Annotated in this window: 13 protein-coding genes; 11 read left to right on the top strand and 2 right to left on the bottom strand. The window is 65.8% G+C overall.

Annotated features, from left to right (window positions below; all coding sequences use genetic code 11):
• Window positions 1–146: 146 nt before the first annotated feature.
• The 10 genes from FIV02_RS09365 (at window position 147) to FIV02_RS09320 (ending at window position 11,722) form a co-directional block, all read left to right on the top strand.
• Window positions 147–989: a sugar phosphate isomerase/epimerase gene (locus FIV02_RS09365; protein ID WP_152488453.1), complete on the top strand. Its 843-nt coding sequence runs from the start codon at window positions 147–149 to the stop codon at window positions 987–989.
• 6 nt (window positions 990–995) lie between these two features.
• Window positions 996–2,033: an isopenicillin N synthase family oxygenase gene (locus FIV02_RS09360; RefSeq protein WP_152488452.1), complete on the top strand. Its 1,038-nt coding sequence runs from the start codon at window positions 996–998 to the stop codon at window positions 2,031–2,033.
• A 42-nt stretch (window positions 2,034–2,075) separates the two neighbouring features.
• Window positions 2,076–2,876 carry an ABC transporter substrate-binding protein gene (locus tag FIV02_RS09355; RefSeq protein ID WP_152488451.1) on the top strand — a complete coding sequence of 267 codons (801 nt, stop codon included), beginning with the start codon at window positions 2,076–2,078 and terminating at the stop codon, window positions 2,874–2,876.
• A 48-nt stretch (window positions 2,877–2,924) separates the two neighbouring features.
• A complete protein-coding gene (locus tag FIV02_RS09350) occupies window positions 2,925–4,439 on the top strand; it encodes an amino acid ABC transporter permease/ATP-binding protein (RefSeq protein ID WP_150609182.1) in 1,515 nt (504 codons plus the stop codon).
• Window positions 4,436–5,158, top strand: a complete 723-nt coding sequence (locus tag FIV02_RS09345) for a class II aldolase/adducin family protein (protein ID WP_152488450.1) — start codon at window positions 4,436–4,438, stop codon at window positions 5,156–5,158. The genes FIV02_RS09350 and FIV02_RS09345 overlap by 4 nt, the downstream gene beginning before the upstream one ends.
• Window positions 5,159–5,317: 159 nt before the next feature.
• Entirely contained in the window at window positions 5,318–6,277 is a 960-nt protein-coding gene (gene speB, locus FIV02_RS09340) for an agmatinase (protein WP_037053439.1), read from the top strand.
• 66 nt (window positions 6,278–6,343) lie between these two features.
• Window positions 6,344–7,738 (top strand): YjiH family protein, encoded by a 1,395-nt coding sequence (locus FIV02_RS09335; protein ID WP_152488449.1) that lies wholly within the window; start codon window positions 6,344–6,346, stop codon window positions 7,736–7,738.
• A gap of 16 nt (window positions 7,739–7,754) precedes the next feature.
• Window positions 7,755–9,356, top strand: a complete 1,602-nt coding sequence (locus FIV02_RS09330) for a 5-guanidino-2-oxopentanoate decarboxylase (RefSeq protein ID WP_152488448.1) — start codon at window positions 7,755–7,757, stop codon at window positions 9,354–9,356.
• 201 nt (window positions 9,357–9,557) lie between these two features.
• Window positions 9,558–10,898: a cytosine permease gene (locus tag FIV02_RS09325; protein ID WP_152488447.1), complete on the top strand. Its 1,341-nt coding sequence runs from the start codon at window positions 9,558–9,560 to the stop codon at window positions 10,896–10,898.
• Between the two features lie 92 nt (window positions 10,899–10,990).
• Window positions 10,991–11,722 (top strand): MBL fold metallo-hydrolase, encoded by a 732-nt coding sequence (locus tag FIV02_RS09320; protein ID WP_152488446.1) that lies wholly within the window; start codon window positions 10,991–10,993, stop codon window positions 11,720–11,722.
• Window positions 11,723–11,740: 18 nt separating this feature from the next.
• Here the strand turns inward: FIV02_RS09320 and FIV02_RS24965 are convergent, their stop codons facing one another.
• Window positions 11,741–11,872, bottom strand: a complete 132-nt coding sequence (locus FIV02_RS24965; RefSeq protein ID WP_256663112.1) for a PA1414 family protein — start codon at window positions 11,870–11,872, stop codon at window positions 11,741–11,743.
• Between the two features lie 92 nt (window positions 11,873–11,964).
• Window positions 11,965–13,683, bottom strand: a complete 1,719-nt coding sequence (gene aceK, locus FIV02_RS09315) for a bifunctional isocitrate dehydrogenase kinase/phosphatase (RefSeq protein WP_152488445.1) — start codon at window positions 13,681–13,683, stop codon at window positions 11,965–11,967.
• A 194-nt stretch (window positions 13,684–13,877) separates the two neighbouring features.
• Between aceK and FIV02_RS09310 the strand changes: the two genes are divergently transcribed.
• Window positions 13,878–14,768 (top strand): DMT family transporter, encoded by an 891-nt coding sequence (locus tag FIV02_RS09310; RefSeq protein WP_152488444.1) that lies wholly within the window; start codon window positions 13,878–13,880, stop codon window positions 14,766–14,768.
• The last annotated feature ends 102 nt before the right edge of the window (window positions 14,769–14,870 follow it).

The following is a 14,870-nucleotide window of genomic DNA, read 5'->3' as shown; positions in this document are numbered from 1 at the left end:
TTTTGCTCGCAACGATTTAACCGAGCCGAGCCCTGGGCAAACAATGCGGCCCATAACAAGGCGCCGGCTCGAATCGGACGCCACCGGGCACGACTCACGCCCCTTGCCAATCTGCCGCAGACCCTCGCCCTCTCCAGGAGACGGCCATGCGACTGGATATCTTCCGCTCCCTCTGGGGCTATCGCGGCAGTTGGCAACAAGCGCTCGACGAAGCGTTCAGCGCCGGCTTCGACGGCCTCGAGGCGCGAATCCCCGAAACCGCCGCGCAGCGCAGCGCCAATGCCCGCATCCTGCGGGACAACGACGCCCCCTACATCGCCACCCTGTTCACCTCCACGCCCGTACTGCCGCGGCAGAGCGACAGCCCGCAGGTGCACCTGGAAGACCTGCGCATGAAGCTCGACTGGGCCGCCGAACTCGGCCCGCGCCTGGTCAACGTGCTGCCCGGCAACGACCGCTGGGCACTCGGCGAGCAGGTCGACTTCTTCGCCCGCGCCGTCGAACTGGCAGACGCCAGCGACCTGCACGTCTGCTTCGAGATTCACCGGGGGCGCTCGCTGTACAACCCCTGGGTCACCCTCGAAGTGATTCGCCAGGTCCCCGAACTGCGCTTCACCAGCGACATCAGCCACTGGCTGGTGACCTGCGAGCGTCTGCTCGACGACCCCGCCGATGACCTCTCGGCCTTCGTCGAGCGGGTCGACCATATCCAGGCCCGCGTCGGCTACGACCAGGGGCCGCAGGTGCCGCATCCGGGTGCACCGGAATACGCCGAGCACCTCGCCTTCCACCAGCGCCACTGGGAGCGCATCTGGCGCAGCCAGGAGCAGCGCGGCCGCCAGGTCACCACGCTGACCCCCGAATTCGGCCCCGACGGCTACCTGCACCACCTGCCGTTCACCGACGTGCCGGTGGCCGACCTGTGGCAGCTCAACCAGTGGATGGCGCGCTGCGAGCGCCAGCACTTCCACCGTTTCACCAGCCGCTGAGGGCTCATGATGACCAGCAAGCACTTCACCGAAATTCCCGTGGTCGACATCGCCGGCCTGTTCAGCGGCGACCCTGCCGAGCGCAACGCCGTGGCCGCAGAACTGGGCCGTGCGGCACGCCAGGTGGGCTTCCTCTACATCAGCGGGCACGGCATCGAGCAGTCGCTCATCGATGGCCTGCACCAGGCGGCCGAGGCCTACTTCGCCCAGAGCCTGGACGACAAGATGCGCCATTACATCGGTGCCTCGGACAGTCACAAGGGCTTCGTGCCCGAGGGTGAGGAGCGCTACAGCGCCGGCAAGCCCGACCACAAGGAAGCCTTCGATATCGGCTTCGAAGTCCCGGCCGACAACCCGCTGGTACTGGCCGGCACGCCGCTGCTGGGGCCGAACCACTGGCCCGCCCTGCCCGGTTTCAGGGAGGCCGTGCAGGCCTACTATGCGCGCATCTTCCAGCTTGGCCGCACCCTGTTCCGCGGTTTCGCCCTGGCCCTGGGCCTGCCGGAGAACACCTTCGACGAGATGGCCAGCTTCCCGCCATCGAAGCTGCGCCTGATCCACTATCCCTGCGATGGCGAAGCGCAGGACGCTCCCGGTATCGGTGCGCATACCGACTACGAGTGCTTCACCATCCTGCTCGCCGACCGTCCGGGGCTGGAAGTGATGAACGACCTCGGCCAGTGGATCGACGCACCGCCGAAGCCGGGCACCTTCGTGGTCAACATCGGCGACATGCTCGAAGTCATGAGTGCCGGCACCTTCGTCGCCACTTCGCACCGCGTGCGCAAGGTCAGCCAGGAGCGCTACTCCTTCCCCTTCTTCTATGCCTGCGACTACCACACGCAGATCCGCCCGTTGCCGCAGTTCGAGGCAGCCGGTCAGGCCTACGAGACCATCAGCATCGGCGAGCACATGTGGAGCCAGGCGCTGCAGACCTACCAATACCTGAAGAAGCGCGTCGAGGACGGCCAGCTGCAGCTGCCCGAACGCGCCCGTCGCCCGTCCAGCTTCGGCCATCTGAAGCACCAGCTGAGCGCGCTGTGATTTCCCCCTGCCAACCCAACACCTGATCCGGAGATAACCACAATGGCAATCCGCAACCCGCTGCGCACCACCCTGCTGGCCCTCGCGTGCACCCTCGCCAGCAGCCTGAGCCAGGCCGCCGAAGCACCCAAGACCCTGTCCAGTGGCGAACTGAAGGTAGGCATGGAGATTTCCTACCCACCGTTCGAGTACTACGAAGGCGACAAGGTACTGGGCTTCGACCCGGAAGTGTCCGCTGCCCTGGCCAGACACCTGGGCCTGGAAGCGAGCTTCAGTGACATCAGCTTCCCCAACCTGATCCTCGGTCTCGACGCGGGCCGCTTCGACACCATCATCTCCGGCATGTACATCCTTCCCGAACGCCTGGAAAAGGCCGACGCCATTCCCTACGCCAAGACCGGCGCGGCGATCATGGTACGCAGCGACGCCGAGAAGAAGCCGGCCACCCCCGAAGACCTGTGCGGCCTGACCGTCGGCCTGCAGCAGGGCACTTCGTGGATTCCGGCACTGCAGAAGGTCTCCGACGGTTACTGCAAGGCGCAAGGCGCCGCCGCCATCACCATCAACCAGTACCCGACCACCGCGGAAACCACCCAGGCCCTGCTCTCCGGCCACATCCAGGCGCACCTGGAGATCGACGCAGCCTCGTTGCGCATCGTCGAACGCGCCAAGGGCCGCATCGCCATCAGTTCCAGCAGTGCGATCTATCCGCAGGTGCTGGGCATCTACGTGAAAAAGGGCAACGCCCAGTTGCTCGACGCACTGAAAGCCGCGCTGGACGACTTCAAGGCCAGTGGCGAGTACAGCGCGCTGCTGAAGAAATACAACCTGGAAGAAGCCTGAGAAACAGCCACAGGCGGCAAGCCGCCTGTGGCGCACCGGAGATGACACATGCCGTTCGAATGGAGCTATTTCTTCTCCCTGTTTTCCATGCCGGCCTTCTGGGCGGCATGCTGGACGGTGGTGAAACTCAGCAGCCTGGCCTGGCTGATCGGCCTGCTGCTGGGCTTCGCCCTGGCCAGTGCCAAACAGGCTGCCAGCCGCTGGCTCAGCGCACCGGCATCGCTCTACGTCTGGTTCTTTCGCAGCGTGCCGCTGCTGGTGCTGCTGATCTTCGTCTACAACCTGCCACAGCTGGTGCCCGCCAGCGGCAAGCTGTTGTCCAACCCCTTCTATGCCGGCCTGATCGCCCTGGTCCTGACCGAGGCGGCCTACATGGCGGAAATTCACCGGGGCGGCCTGCTCTCGGTGGCCAAGGGCCAACGCGAAGCGGCTCGCGCACTGGGCATCGGTCGTCTCGGCGCACAACGTCTGATCGTGGTGCCGCAGGCGTTCCGTATCGCCCTGCCGACCCTGACCAACGAGTACGTCACCATCGTCAAACTGACCTCGCTGGTCTCGGTGATCTCGCTCAGCGAACTGCTGCTGGTCGGCCAGCGTCTCTATGCGCAGAACTTCCTGGTGCTGGAAACCCTGGGCGCGGTAGCCGTGTACTACGTGCTGATCGTCAGCCTGTTCGGCTGGGGCCTGCAGTACCTCGAGCGGCATCTCGACCTCGCCAGACGCAAGCCGGGCACCCTCGGCGACGAGCAACTGGCCGGCCTGCGACGCGACCTGCCGGCGGCCGCCAGCCGCGAGGTCCAGGCCCGGACGCCCGGTACTCCGGCGGCGCTGCACCTGAGCAACATCCACAAGCACTATGGCAATCATCACGTGCTCAAGGGCATCGACCTGAGCGTCCAGCCTGGCGAGGTCATCTCCATCATCGGGCCCTCCGGCTCCGGCAAGACCTCGCTGATCCGCACCATCAACGGCCTGGAGAGCATCGATGAAGGCGAAATCGTGCTGTTCGGCGAGAGCTTCATCCAGGCCGGCGACCGCCCGGACAATCGTCGCCAGCGCGCAGGCGTGCGACGCATCGGCATGGTGTTCCAGAACTTCAACCTGTTCCCGCACCGCACCATCGCCGACAACGTCATGCTCGCCCCGCTCCATCACGGTCTGGGCACTCGCGTCGAACTGCGCAGGCAGGCGCTGGCCCTGCTCGACAAGGTCGGCCTGCTGGCCCATGCCGACAAGTACCCGCACCAGTTGTCCGGCGGCCAGCAGCAACGTGTGGCCATCGCCCGCGCGCTGGCGATGAAACCGCAGGTGATGCTCTTCGACGAACCCACCTCGGCACTCGACCCGGAGCTGGTCGGCGACGTGCTGGCGGTGATCCGCGACCTGGCCCGCGAAGGCATGACCATGCTCATCGTCACCCACGAGATGGACTTCGCCCTGTCCATCTCCGACCGCGTGCTGTTCATGGAGGACGGTCACGTTCAGCTCGACGCCTCGCCCGCTGCCATCCGCACCGGCGACCACCCGCGCGTACGCCGATTCATCGGCCTGGAGAACGCATGAACGATATCGCCACCCTGCGCCGCGACCTCGCCGCGGCCTATCGCCTGGCTGCCCTGTTTGGCTGGGACGACACCCTCTACACGCACTTTTCCATACGCCTGCCCGGCAGCGGAGAACCGCGCTTTCTGATCAACCCCTTCGGCCTGTTCTTCGAGGAGGTCCGCGCCAGCGACCTGATCGTGGTGGACATGCAGGGCAAGGTGGTCGAGGGCGACGCTGACTACAACGTCGCCGGCTTCACCATTCACAGTGCCGTGCACATGGCCCGTGACGACGCTCATTGCGTGATCCACACCCACACCCTGGCGGGCATGGCGGTTGCCGCGCAGGATGCCGGCCTGTTGCAACTCAACCAGATCAGCACCGAATTCCACCAGCGCCTGGGCTACCACGCCTACGAAGGCGTGGCGCTGGACCTGGACGAACGCAGCCGCATCCAGCGCTCGCTGGGCGACAACATCGCCCTGGTGCTGCGCCACCACGGCCTGCTCAGCGTCGGCGCCAGCGTCGCCGATGCCTTCTATGTCATGTACTACCTGAACCGTGCCTGCGAAATCCAGCTCGCCAGCACCGGCGGCGGCCAGGCCTGCAGCGAGATCCCGGAGCCGCTGTCGCGCCACGCCTGCGAACAGTTGCAAGGCGCCGAATGGCAGTGCCAGCTGCTGTGGCAGGCCTGGCTGCGCAAGCTCGATCGCCTCGATCCCGGATACCGCGACTGACACATCACCGTCGTCCGGGTGCAGCCAAACCCCCATGAATCGGGGGATCAGGCACTTACTTCAGACAATCCTGAAGTAAGTTTTTGCCCCTGCCGATTCTTCCCGACACCTGGCCGGCCAAGAATCCCGCCACAACCAGAACAAGCCTGAGGCCCTCCCATGGACAAGAAACTCCACCAGCCCCTGGGTGGCAACGAAATGCCACGCTTCGGCGGCATCGCCACCATGATGCGTCTGCCGCACATCCAGAGCGTCGAGGAAAAGCGCCAGCTGGACGCCGCCTTCATCGGCGTACCGCTGGACATCGGCACCTCGCTGCGCTCCGGTACCCGCTTCGGCCCGCGCGAGATCCGCGCCCAGTCGGTGATGATCCGCCCGTACAACATGGCCACCGGCGCCGCACCGTTCGACTCGATCAACGTGGCCGATATCGGTGACGTGGCGATCAACACCTTCAACCTGCTCGACGCCGTGCGCATCATCGAAGAGGCCTACGACGAGATCGTCGAGCTCGGCATCACGCCACTGACCCTTGGCGGCGACCACACCATCACCCTGCCGATCCTGCGGGCGCTGCACAAGAAGTACGGCAAGATCGGCCTGGTCCACATCGACGCCCATGCCGATGTCAACGACCACATGTTCGGCGAGAAGATCGCCCACGGCACCACCTTCCGCCGCGCTCAGGAAGAAGGCCTGCTCGACAGCCAGCGCGTGGTGCAGATCGGCCTGCGTGCCCAGGGTTACACCGCCGAGGACTTCAACTGGAGCCGCAAGCAGGGTTTCCGCGTGGTGCAGGCCGAAGAATGCTGGCACCAGTCGCTGGCTCCGCTGATGGCCGAAGTGCGGGAAAAGGTCGGCGGCGGCCCGGTCTACCTGTCGTTCGATATCGACGGCATCGACCCCGCCTGGGCGCCGGGCACCGGCACCCCGGAAATCGGCGGCCTGACCACCATCCAGGCCATGGAAATCATCCGTGGCTGCGAGGGCCTGGAGCTGATCGGCGCGGACCTGGTGGAGGTCTCCCCACCTTACGACACCACCGGCAACACCTCGCTGCTCGGTGCCAACCTGCTTTACGAAATGCTCTGCGTGATGCCTGGCGTCACAAAACGCTGATCGCCGAATCCGGGTGCCCTCGACGGCACCCGGAACATCCATACAACAACAATTCGGATGCCTGCCATGAATCATGATGAATCCATGCCCCTGCTCGACGACCAACCCGGCGCGAGCACGCCCTTCAGCCTGCGTCAGCTGCTGATCTTCCTGATCCCCTCGCTGCTCGGCGTACTGCTGTTTCTCACCCCCATCGTCTACGAGGAAAAGGTCACCATCGGTCTCGGCGTGATGGCCGATGCGCTCAAGGCGGCGTTCAACGACCACCTGCCGGCCATCGCCACCGCCCTGCTGCTGGCATCCGCCGCGCTCGGCCTGCTCGGCAGCCTGTTCAAGCCACGCTGGCTGACCCAGCGTCCGGCACTCAACGAACTGTTCAATCTGCCGCCGCTGTGGCTCGGCCTGCGTGTGCTCGGTGCGCTGTTCGCGGCGATGACCTTCTGGCAGTTCGGCCCTGAATGGGTCTGGGGCGCCAACACCGGGGGCGTGGTGCTCAAGGACCTGGCGCCGGTGCTGATCACCTTCTTCCTGGTGGCGGGGCTGATCCTGCCGCTGCTCACCGACTACGGCCTGATGGAATTCTGCGGCACCCTGGTGCGCAACGTGTTCCGCAAGATCTTCGGTCTGCCGGGGCGCTCGGCCATCGACGCCATCGCCAGCTGGCTCGGTTCCGGCACCGTCGGCGTGCTGATCACCGCGCAGCAGTACCAGAAGGGTTTCTACAGCGCTCGCGAAGCGGCGGTGATCGCCACCAACTTCTCCATCGCCTCAATCGCCTTCAGCCTGCTGATCACCAGTTTCATGAAGCTCGACCACCTGTTCGTGCCCTTCTACCTCACCGTGGTGGTGGCTGGCCTGGCGGCGGCGATCATCACCCCGCGCATTCCGCCGCTGTCGTGGAAGAAGGAAGAATACGTCGCCGGTGTCGGCAAGCAGATCCGCGAGGAAGTCCCGGCGGGTACCTCGCTGCTGCGCTGGGGCCTGGCCCAGGCCGTGCGTCGCGCCAACGCCAACCCGTCGCCGCTGCAGATGGTGCGCATCGGCGTGCACAACGTGGTCGACATCTGGCTCGGCCTGCTGCCGCTGGTGATGGCCATCGGCACCCTGTCGCTGGCCATCGCCGAGTTCACTCCGATCTTCAACTGGCTGTCCTACCCGCTGGTGCCGCTGCTCGAAGCCCTGCAACTGCCGGAAGCGGCCAAGGCCGCGCCGGCCCTGCTGGTAGGCTTCGCCGACATGTTCCTGCCGGCGGTGCTGGGCAAGGGCATCGAGAGCGAGCTGACCCGCTTCGTGGTCGCCTGCATCTCGCTGACCCAGCTGATCTACATGTCCGAGGTCGGCGTGCTGATCCTCAAGGCCAAGCTGCCGCTGAGCCTGCTGGAGCTGTTCGTCATCTTCGTCCTGCGTACCCTGATCACCCTGCCGATCATCGCCCTGATGGCGCACTGGATCGTCGGCTAAGCCACAAGGAGAGAGCATGACCACCTGCGGTGAGTTTCTCGTCAAGCAGCTCCAGGCCTGGGGTGTCGACACCGTGTTCGGCATCCCCGGTGTTCACACCGTCGAGCTGTATCGCGGCCTGCCCGGCAGCGGCATCCGCCACATCACGCCGCGCCACGAACAGGGCGCGGGCTTCATGGCCGACGGCTATGCGCGCGTCTCGGGCAAGCCGGGGGTGTGCTTCATCATCACCGGTCCGGGGATGACCAACATCCTCACCGCCATGGGCCAGGCCTATGCCGACTCGATTCCGATGCTGGTGATTTCCAGCGTCAACGAGCGCGAGCGCCTCGGCCTGGGCAAGGGCTACCTGCACGAGCTGCCCAACCAGCGTGCGATGACCGCGGGTGTCAGCGCCTTCAGCCACACGCTGATGAGCGTCGAGGAACTGCCCGGTGTACTGGCCCGGGCCTTCTCGGTGTTCGAGGGCGAGCGGCCACGCCCGGTGCACATCGAGCTGCCACTGGACATCATCACCGCCGACGCCTCGCACATGGCCCTGGCCCCACGTCCGGTGGTGCGTCGCCCGGCGCCCAACCGCACGCTGATCCGCGAGGCGGCCGGGTTGCTCAAGCAAGCCGAGCGTCCGCTGCTGCTGCTCGGTGGCGGCTGCGTCGCCGCCGAGGCCGAGGCCCGCGCCCTGGCCGCCGCCCTGGATGCACCGACGGCCCTGACCATCAACGCCAAGGGGCTGCTGCCGCCTGGCCATCCGCTGCTGCTCGGCAGCAACCAGTCGCTGCGTCCGGTACGCGACCTGGCGCTGGAAGCCGATGTGGTCGTGGCCATCGGCACCGAGCTGGGCGAAACCGACTACGACGTGGTGTTCGATGGCGACTTCCGCCTGCCGGGCCGCCTGATCCGCATCGACATCGACGCCCAGCAGCTGCACCGCAACTTCACCCCGCACCTGGCCATTCAGGGCGATGCGCGAGTGGCCATGCGCATGCTGCTGGCCGAGTTCAACCCACGCGAGGCCGACCCCGGCAGCCCCGGCGCTCGCCGCGCCCTGGCCGTGCAGGCCCGCCTGAACGAAGATATCAGCGGCTGGACGCACTACCGCGAGCTGTTCGCGACGCTGCTGCAGGCCCTGCCCGAGGCGCGCTTCGTCGGCGACTCGACGCAGACGGTGTACAGCGGCAACCACCTGGTGGAACTGGACGGCGCGCGGCGCTGGTTCAACTCCTCCACCGGCTACGGCACCCTGGGCTACGGCCTGCCGGCGGCCATCGGCGCCAAGCTGGCCGAGCCGAGCCGCCCGGTGATCAGCCTGATGGGCGACGGTGGCATCCAGTTCACCCTGCCCGAACTGGCCAGCGCCGTGGAAGCCGGCGTCGGCATCATCGTGCTGCTGTGGAACAACGCCGGTTACGGCGAGATCAAGCGTTACATGGAGCGCCGTGACATCGAGCCGATCGGCGTCGACATCTACACCCCGGACCTGCTGGCCATCGCCCGGGGCTTCGGTTGCGCCGCCGAGCGCGCCCGTGACCACGCGCACCTGGCCGAGCTGCTGCGCAGCGCGCCGGCAGACCGCCCGCTGATCATCGAAGTGCAGGAGGCCGCGCCCTTTCACCCCTGAGCGGATCGATCACGGCTGAAACCGCTCCTGCAGAATGCGACCGCTGCGTAGGGTGGATGAAAAAGGCCTCATCCGCCCTGCCCGATTGAGCCAACCCGTGGCCCCGCTTGCATCCGGGCCACGGACATAACAAGAAGATTGCGTTTCCTCACTGACTGCCACCCTACCAACACCAATAATCAAGCACCGGGGAGTCATTCCATGTTCAAGAACCTAAGCCAGCATTTCGGCCAGGATGGCCTCGCCCCCACGGACGCCAGCCATCGCAGCCTCGGCCTCGGTGGCACCATCGCCTTGTGGCTGGGCGCCAACGTCGTGGTCACCACCATCCTCACCGGCATGCTGCTGGTGCCCGACCTGCCGTTCAGCCAGGCCATGCTGATCGTGCTGATCGGCTCGGGGCTTGGCATTCTGCCGCTGGTACTGGTCGGCCTGATGGGCCAGCGCAGCGGCCTCACCACCATGGTCCTGGCGCGCGGCAGCTACGGCTCGCAGGGCGCCAAGCTGCCCTCGCTGGTCAATCTGCTGACCCTGCTGGCCTGGAGCTGGATCCAGGCACTGCTGGCAGGCATGAGCCTGAACTACGCCGTGGAGCACCTGACCGGCTACTCCAACCTGCCGCTGTTCACCATCCTCTGTGAAACCCTGGTGCTGCTGATCGCCCTGCGCGGCCACCTGGGCATCGAGCGGGTCGAGCGCTGGGCGGCCATCGGCATGCTGTTGCTGGCAGGCGCGGTGTTCTACGTGATGGGGCAGAAGTTCGAGTTCGCCAGCCTCCTGGCCATGCCGGCCGAGCCGCGCAACGACATCACCCCGGGGATCGCCTTCGATATCGTCATCGCCACCGCCTTCTCCTGGATTCCACTGGCAGCCGACTACAACCGCAACTGCCGCAGCCAAGGCGTGGCCGGTGTCGGCACCTGGGTCGGCTACGTGCTCGCCACCCTGCTGGCCATGGGCCTGGGCGCCACCGTATCGGGCTTCTCGGTGATGACCGGCATGGAACAGACCTACGACCCCGCCGTGCTGCTCGCCGGCTTCGGCTTCGGTCTGCCAGCGGCCATCGTGGTGTTCCTCTCGGTGATGACCACCAACGTCATGTGCGTCTACAGCGCCTCGCTGTCGTACCTCAACATCAGCCCGAAGACCCCGTTCTGGAAACCGGCGCTGTGCATCGGCGTGCTGTCGATCCTCGGCTCGCAGATCCCCGGCATTCTCGACAACTTCCAGAACTTCCTGCTGGTGATCGGCAGTGTGTTCATCCCCGCCTTCGCCGTGCTGATCGCCGACTACTTCCTGATTCACAAGGGCGACTACGCGGTGGACGAACTGCTCAGCGAGGATGGCGGCCGCTACCGTTACCTGGCGGGTTTCAACCCCGCCGCCTTCGTCGCCTACGGCTTCGGCGCCGTGCTGGCCTACTACTGGGGCTGGGTCTCGCCGCTGGCCTGGGGGGCATCGCTGCCGGTGTTCCTGATCACCGCCGCCAGCTATGCCGTGCTGCGCCGCTGGCTGCTGGTGCCTCGCGCGCAACTGGCGTAGCGTGATGAATGTCGTGGCGGGTTGCACCCGCCCTACTCGTCATACGAACCTGGAGGGCGGGTGCAACCCGCCAACGAGACACGTTTCCCGCCATGAAAATCGTCAGTCGCGACCGCTGGTTCGAGGTGGAACACCGCCACGATGGCATCTGCCTGATCCACGAGCCCTACGTGCGTCCCTTCTACCGCTGCAACATGTGGCACGTGCAGGGGCGCGAGCATGATGTGCTGATCGACTCCGGCTCAGGCCTGGTCAGCCTGCGCGAGCAGTTGCCCTGGCTGACCGAGAAGCCGCTGCTGGCGGTGGCCAGTCACTGCCACTTCGACCATATCGCCGGACATCACGAGTTCAGCGAGCGCCTGGTGCATCCGGCCGAGGCGGACATTCTCGCCGCACCGGACGGCGCCAACACGCTGGCTACCGACTTCGTCGGCGACGACATGTTCGAGGCGCATCCGGATTGCCCGCTGTGCTACGCCGAATACCGTGTGCGCGCCGCGCCGGCTACTCGTCTGATCGAGGATGGCGACGTTGTGGATCTGGGCGACAGGGTGTTGCAGGTGCTGCATACGCCCGGTCATTCGCCGGGCGGCATCAGCCTGTGGGAAGCGAGGACGCAGACGCTGTTTTCCGGCGATATCCTCTACGACGGCCCGCTGATCGAGGATGCCTACCATTCCAACCTGGAAGACTATGCACACAGCCTGATGCGCCTGCGCGACCTACCGGTGCGCAGCGTGCATGGCGGGCATTTCGCGAGTTTCTCCGGCGAACGCATGCGCGAGCTGATCGACGCCTGGTTCGACGCCCACCGGCTCGCCTGATGCGCTCGGACGCTGCAATCAGCGGCGCTGACGTGCCTCGCGACGCAGGCGCTCCTGCTCGGCCTCGCTGATGCGAATCGGCTGAGGTTGCGGGATGAGGCCAAGGGCCTGCAGCAAGGTATGCAGTTGTTCTTGCAGCTTGGCGAGCATGGGTACGACCTCCTGCCAAGTAGATGGGAGAGCACGCTGGCGTGCTCTCCTATGAGATTAGGCCTGGCAAGGCGGATTTCAACCAGGGCCGATCAAATCACCGGACTTTTGCGCCGATAGGGGAACACATCGATCACCTTGCCGGCACGGATCGCATCCTGCAGTTGCTTCCAGTAGTCGGCGTCATACAGGTTGCCGTGCAGCCTGCTGAACAGCTGGCGCTGCTTGATATCGGCGAACAGGAAGGGCGGAAACTCCTCGGGGAACACATCGTTGGGCGCCACCGAGTACCAGGGTTCGGCGCTCATCTCGTCCTCGGGGAAGCGCGGCGGTGGAATCCTGCGGAAGTTCACCTCGGTGAGAAAGCAGATCTCGTCGTAGTCGTAGAACACCACCCGGCCATGACGGGTCACGCCGAAGTTCTTCAGCAGCATGTCGCCGGGGAAGATGTTCGCCGCCGCCAGTTGCTTGATGGCCAGGCCGTAATCGTCCAGCGCCTCGCGCACCTGCGCCTCGCTGGCACTTTCCAGATAGAGATTGAGCGGTGTCATGCGCCGCTCGGTCCAGCAGTGGCGCACCAGCACGCTGTCGCCCTCCAGCACCACGGTCGAGGGTGCCACCTCGAGCAACTCGGCCAGGCACTGCGGCTCGAACTTGGCCCTGGGAAAACGAAAATCGGCGAATTCCTGGGTATCGGCCATGCGCCCGACACGGTCGACGCTCTTCACCAGGCGATACTTCTCGATCACCGTGTTGCGATCCACCGTCTTGGCGTGGGCGAAGCGGTCCTTGATGATCTTGAACACCGTGTTGAAGCCCGGCAGGGTGAACACGCTCATGACCATGCCGCGCACGCCAGGCGCCATCACGAAGCGGTCGTCGCTGCTGGCCAGGTGGCCGATGAGCGAGCGATAGAACTCGCTCTTGCCGTGCTTGTAGAAGCCGATCGAGGTATACAGCTCGGCAATGTGCTTGCCCGGCAGGATGCGCCGCAGGAAACCGATGAAGTCGGCCGGGATGGCGACATCGACCATGAAGTAGCTGCGGGTGAAGGAGAAGATGATCGACACCTCCGCCTCGTCGGTGATCGCCGCATCGACCTGAATGCCCTGCCCTTCGCGATGCAGCAAGGGAATCGCCAGCGGCCATTGCTCGTCGCGGGTGTAGATGCGCCCGACCAGGTAGGCGCCCTTGTTGCGATACAGCACCGAGGAAAACAGCTCGACGCACAGCTCCGGGTCCTTGCAGATCCAGTCCGGCAGGCTCGCCCGCAGCTGCGCTTCCAGGCGCTGCAGGTCACGCGGCAGGTCTTCGTAGGCGGCATCGAAGGCGTAGTCCTCGAAGATCGCCCGCAGCGCCTCGTCCAGCGCGCCGTCGGGCCGGTAGCGGCGGGTCTGCGCGGCGCCCGAGCGGCTGCGCAGCGATGGCCGCGTGGTGTGGATGAACATGCAGCCATCGCTGATCAGGTCATGGCTGAACAGGCTGCAGAAGATCGAGTTGAACCAGGTCTCCGCCAGCTCGTCGTCGAGGCGCAGGTCGATCAGCGCGATATAGGCACTCTTCACCAGCGGCCACTGGCTGGCCTCCAGCAGCGCGGCATCGAAGCCCTGCTGCAGACGCTCGCGTGTCTGCGCCACCTTGTCCTCGTAGAGGTTGATGCGCGCGGCCGAGGCCTGTTGCGCCTCCTGCCACAGCGCCTGCTCGAAGCGGGCACGCGCGCCATCGGTGATCTGGCGGAACTGCTCGCGATAATCGTCGAAGCCATCGAGGATCAGGCGGGCGATCCCGTCGGCCGGCCATTGCTGCCCCATGCGCATACCCTGTCAATGCGGTGAATGAGCCGAGCTTAGCCGACAAACCCGGCCCGGATGCAAGTCGCCATGCCGGCAAGGCGTTTGCCGCTTGCAGCCGGCCAGCTACGGCGCACTTCGAAAGCGCGATGCGGATTGCCAGAACGCCGTCCAGCGGCAACACTCTCGCCCCCACCCCTGCCGGATAATCCATCGTGCGCACCGCCGACCTGCTTCGCCTGCTGCTGCTCGCCGCCATCTGGGGCGCCAGCTTCCTGTTCATGCGGGTCGCCGCCCCCGTGCTGGGCAGCATGCCGACCGCCTTCTTCCGCGCCAGCTTCGGCACCCTGGGACTGCTGGCCCTGCTGTTGCTGCTGCGCACCGACTGGGACTTTCGTGGCAAATTCCGCATCTGCCTGGTGCTGGGAATGATCAACGCCGGCTTGCCATCGACCATGTACTGCCTGGCGGCGCTGATCCTGCCGGCTGGCTACTCGGCGATCTTCAATGCCACGACACCCCTGATGGGCGTACTGATCGGCGCGCTGTTCTTCCACGAGGGCATCACCCCGAGCAAGGCCGCCGGCGTGTTTCTCGGCCTGCTCGGCGTGGCGGTGCTGACCCGCACCGGCCCGGTCGCCTTCGACATGCAATTGCTGCTGGGTGCCGGTGCCTGCCTGGTGGCCACGACCTGCTACGGCTTCGCCGGCTTCCTCACGCGACGCTGGATCGGCCAGCAAGGCGGCCTGGACAATCGCCTGACCGCCTTCGCCAGCCTGGTCGGGGCCAGCCTGTTCCTGCTGCCGCTGTTCGCCGGCAGCCTCGCGCTGCAGGCACCGGCGAGCTGGGGCGGCATCGAGGTATGGCTGTCCCTGGCCGGTCTCGGCCTGCTCTGCACCGCCTTCGCCTATGTGCTGTATTTCCGCCTGCTCAGCGATATCGGGCCGATCAAGGCCAGCACCACCACCTTCCTGATCCCACCGTTCGGGGTGCTCTGGGGGGCGCTGCTGCTGGACGAGCCACTGAGCTGGGACTACCTGCCGGGCTGCCTGCTGATCGCACTGGCCCTGTGGCTGGTGGTACGGCCAACTACTGCCAGGGCCTAGCGTGGCTCGCGCCTCATCGGTCCAGCGCCCGGCAGCTCAGAGCACAGACGTGGAAGCGCCTGAGCGCACAGCCTGAGCGAGCGGATTCAGCCGCACGAAACA

Origin of the sequence: Pseudomonas sp. THAF187a (assembly GCF_009363395.1) — a bacterium.
In the GTDB taxonomy this organism is placed as follows: domain Bacteria; phylum Pseudomonadota; class Gammaproteobacteria; order Pseudomonadales; family Pseudomonadaceae; genus Aquipseudomonas; species Aquipseudomonas khazarica.
This window is presented reverse-complemented; position numbering and strand designations above follow the sequence as displayed.

Excerpts from the sequence above, each read along its gene's own strand:
- FIV02_RS09345 (WP_152488450.1), top strand. The coding sequence starts at position 4,436 with ATGAACGATATCGCCACCCTGCGCCGCGACCTCGCCGCGGCCTATCGC.
- FIV02_RS09360 (WP_152488452.1), top strand. The coding sequence starts at position 996 with ATGATGACCAGCAAGCACTTCACCGAAATTCCCGTGGTCGACATCGCC.
- FIV02_RS09355 (WP_152488451.1), top strand. The coding sequence starts at position 2,076 with ATGGCAATCCGCAACCCGCTGCGCACCACCCTGCTGGCCCTCGCGTGC.
- FIV02_RS09330 (WP_152488448.1), top strand. The coding sequence starts at position 7,755 with ATGACCACCTGCGGTGAGTTTCTCGTCAAGCAGCTCCAGGCCTGGGGT.
- FIV02_RS09325 (WP_152488447.1), top strand. The coding sequence starts at position 9,558 with ATGTTCAAGAACCTAAGCCAGCATTTCGGCCAGGATGGCCTCGCCCCC.
- aceK (WP_152488445.1), bottom strand. The coding sequence starts at position 13,683 with ATGGGGCAGCAATGGCCGGCCGACGGGATCGCCCGCCTGATCCTCGAT.
- FIV02_RS24965 (WP_256663112.1), bottom strand. The coding sequence starts at position 11,872 with ATGCTCGCCAAGCTGCAAGAACAACTGCATACCTTGCTGCAGGCCCTT.
- FIV02_RS09365 (WP_152488453.1), top strand. The coding sequence starts at position 147 with ATGCGACTGGATATCTTCCGCTCCCTCTGGGGCTATCGCGGCAGTTGG.
- FIV02_RS09320 (WP_152488446.1), top strand. The coding sequence starts at position 10,991 with ATGAAAATCGTCAGTCGCGACCGCTGGTTCGAGGTGGAACACCGCCAC.
- FIV02_RS09335 (WP_152488449.1), top strand. The coding sequence starts at position 6,344 with ATGAATCATGATGAATCCATGCCCCTGCTCGACGACCAACCCGGCGCG.
- speB (WP_037053439.1), top strand. The coding sequence starts at position 5,318 with ATGGACAAGAAACTCCACCAGCCCCTGGGTGGCAACGAAATGCCACGC.
- FIV02_RS09350 (WP_150609182.1), top strand. The coding sequence starts at position 2,925 with ATGCCGTTCGAATGGAGCTATTTCTTCTCCCTGTTTTCCATGCCGGCC.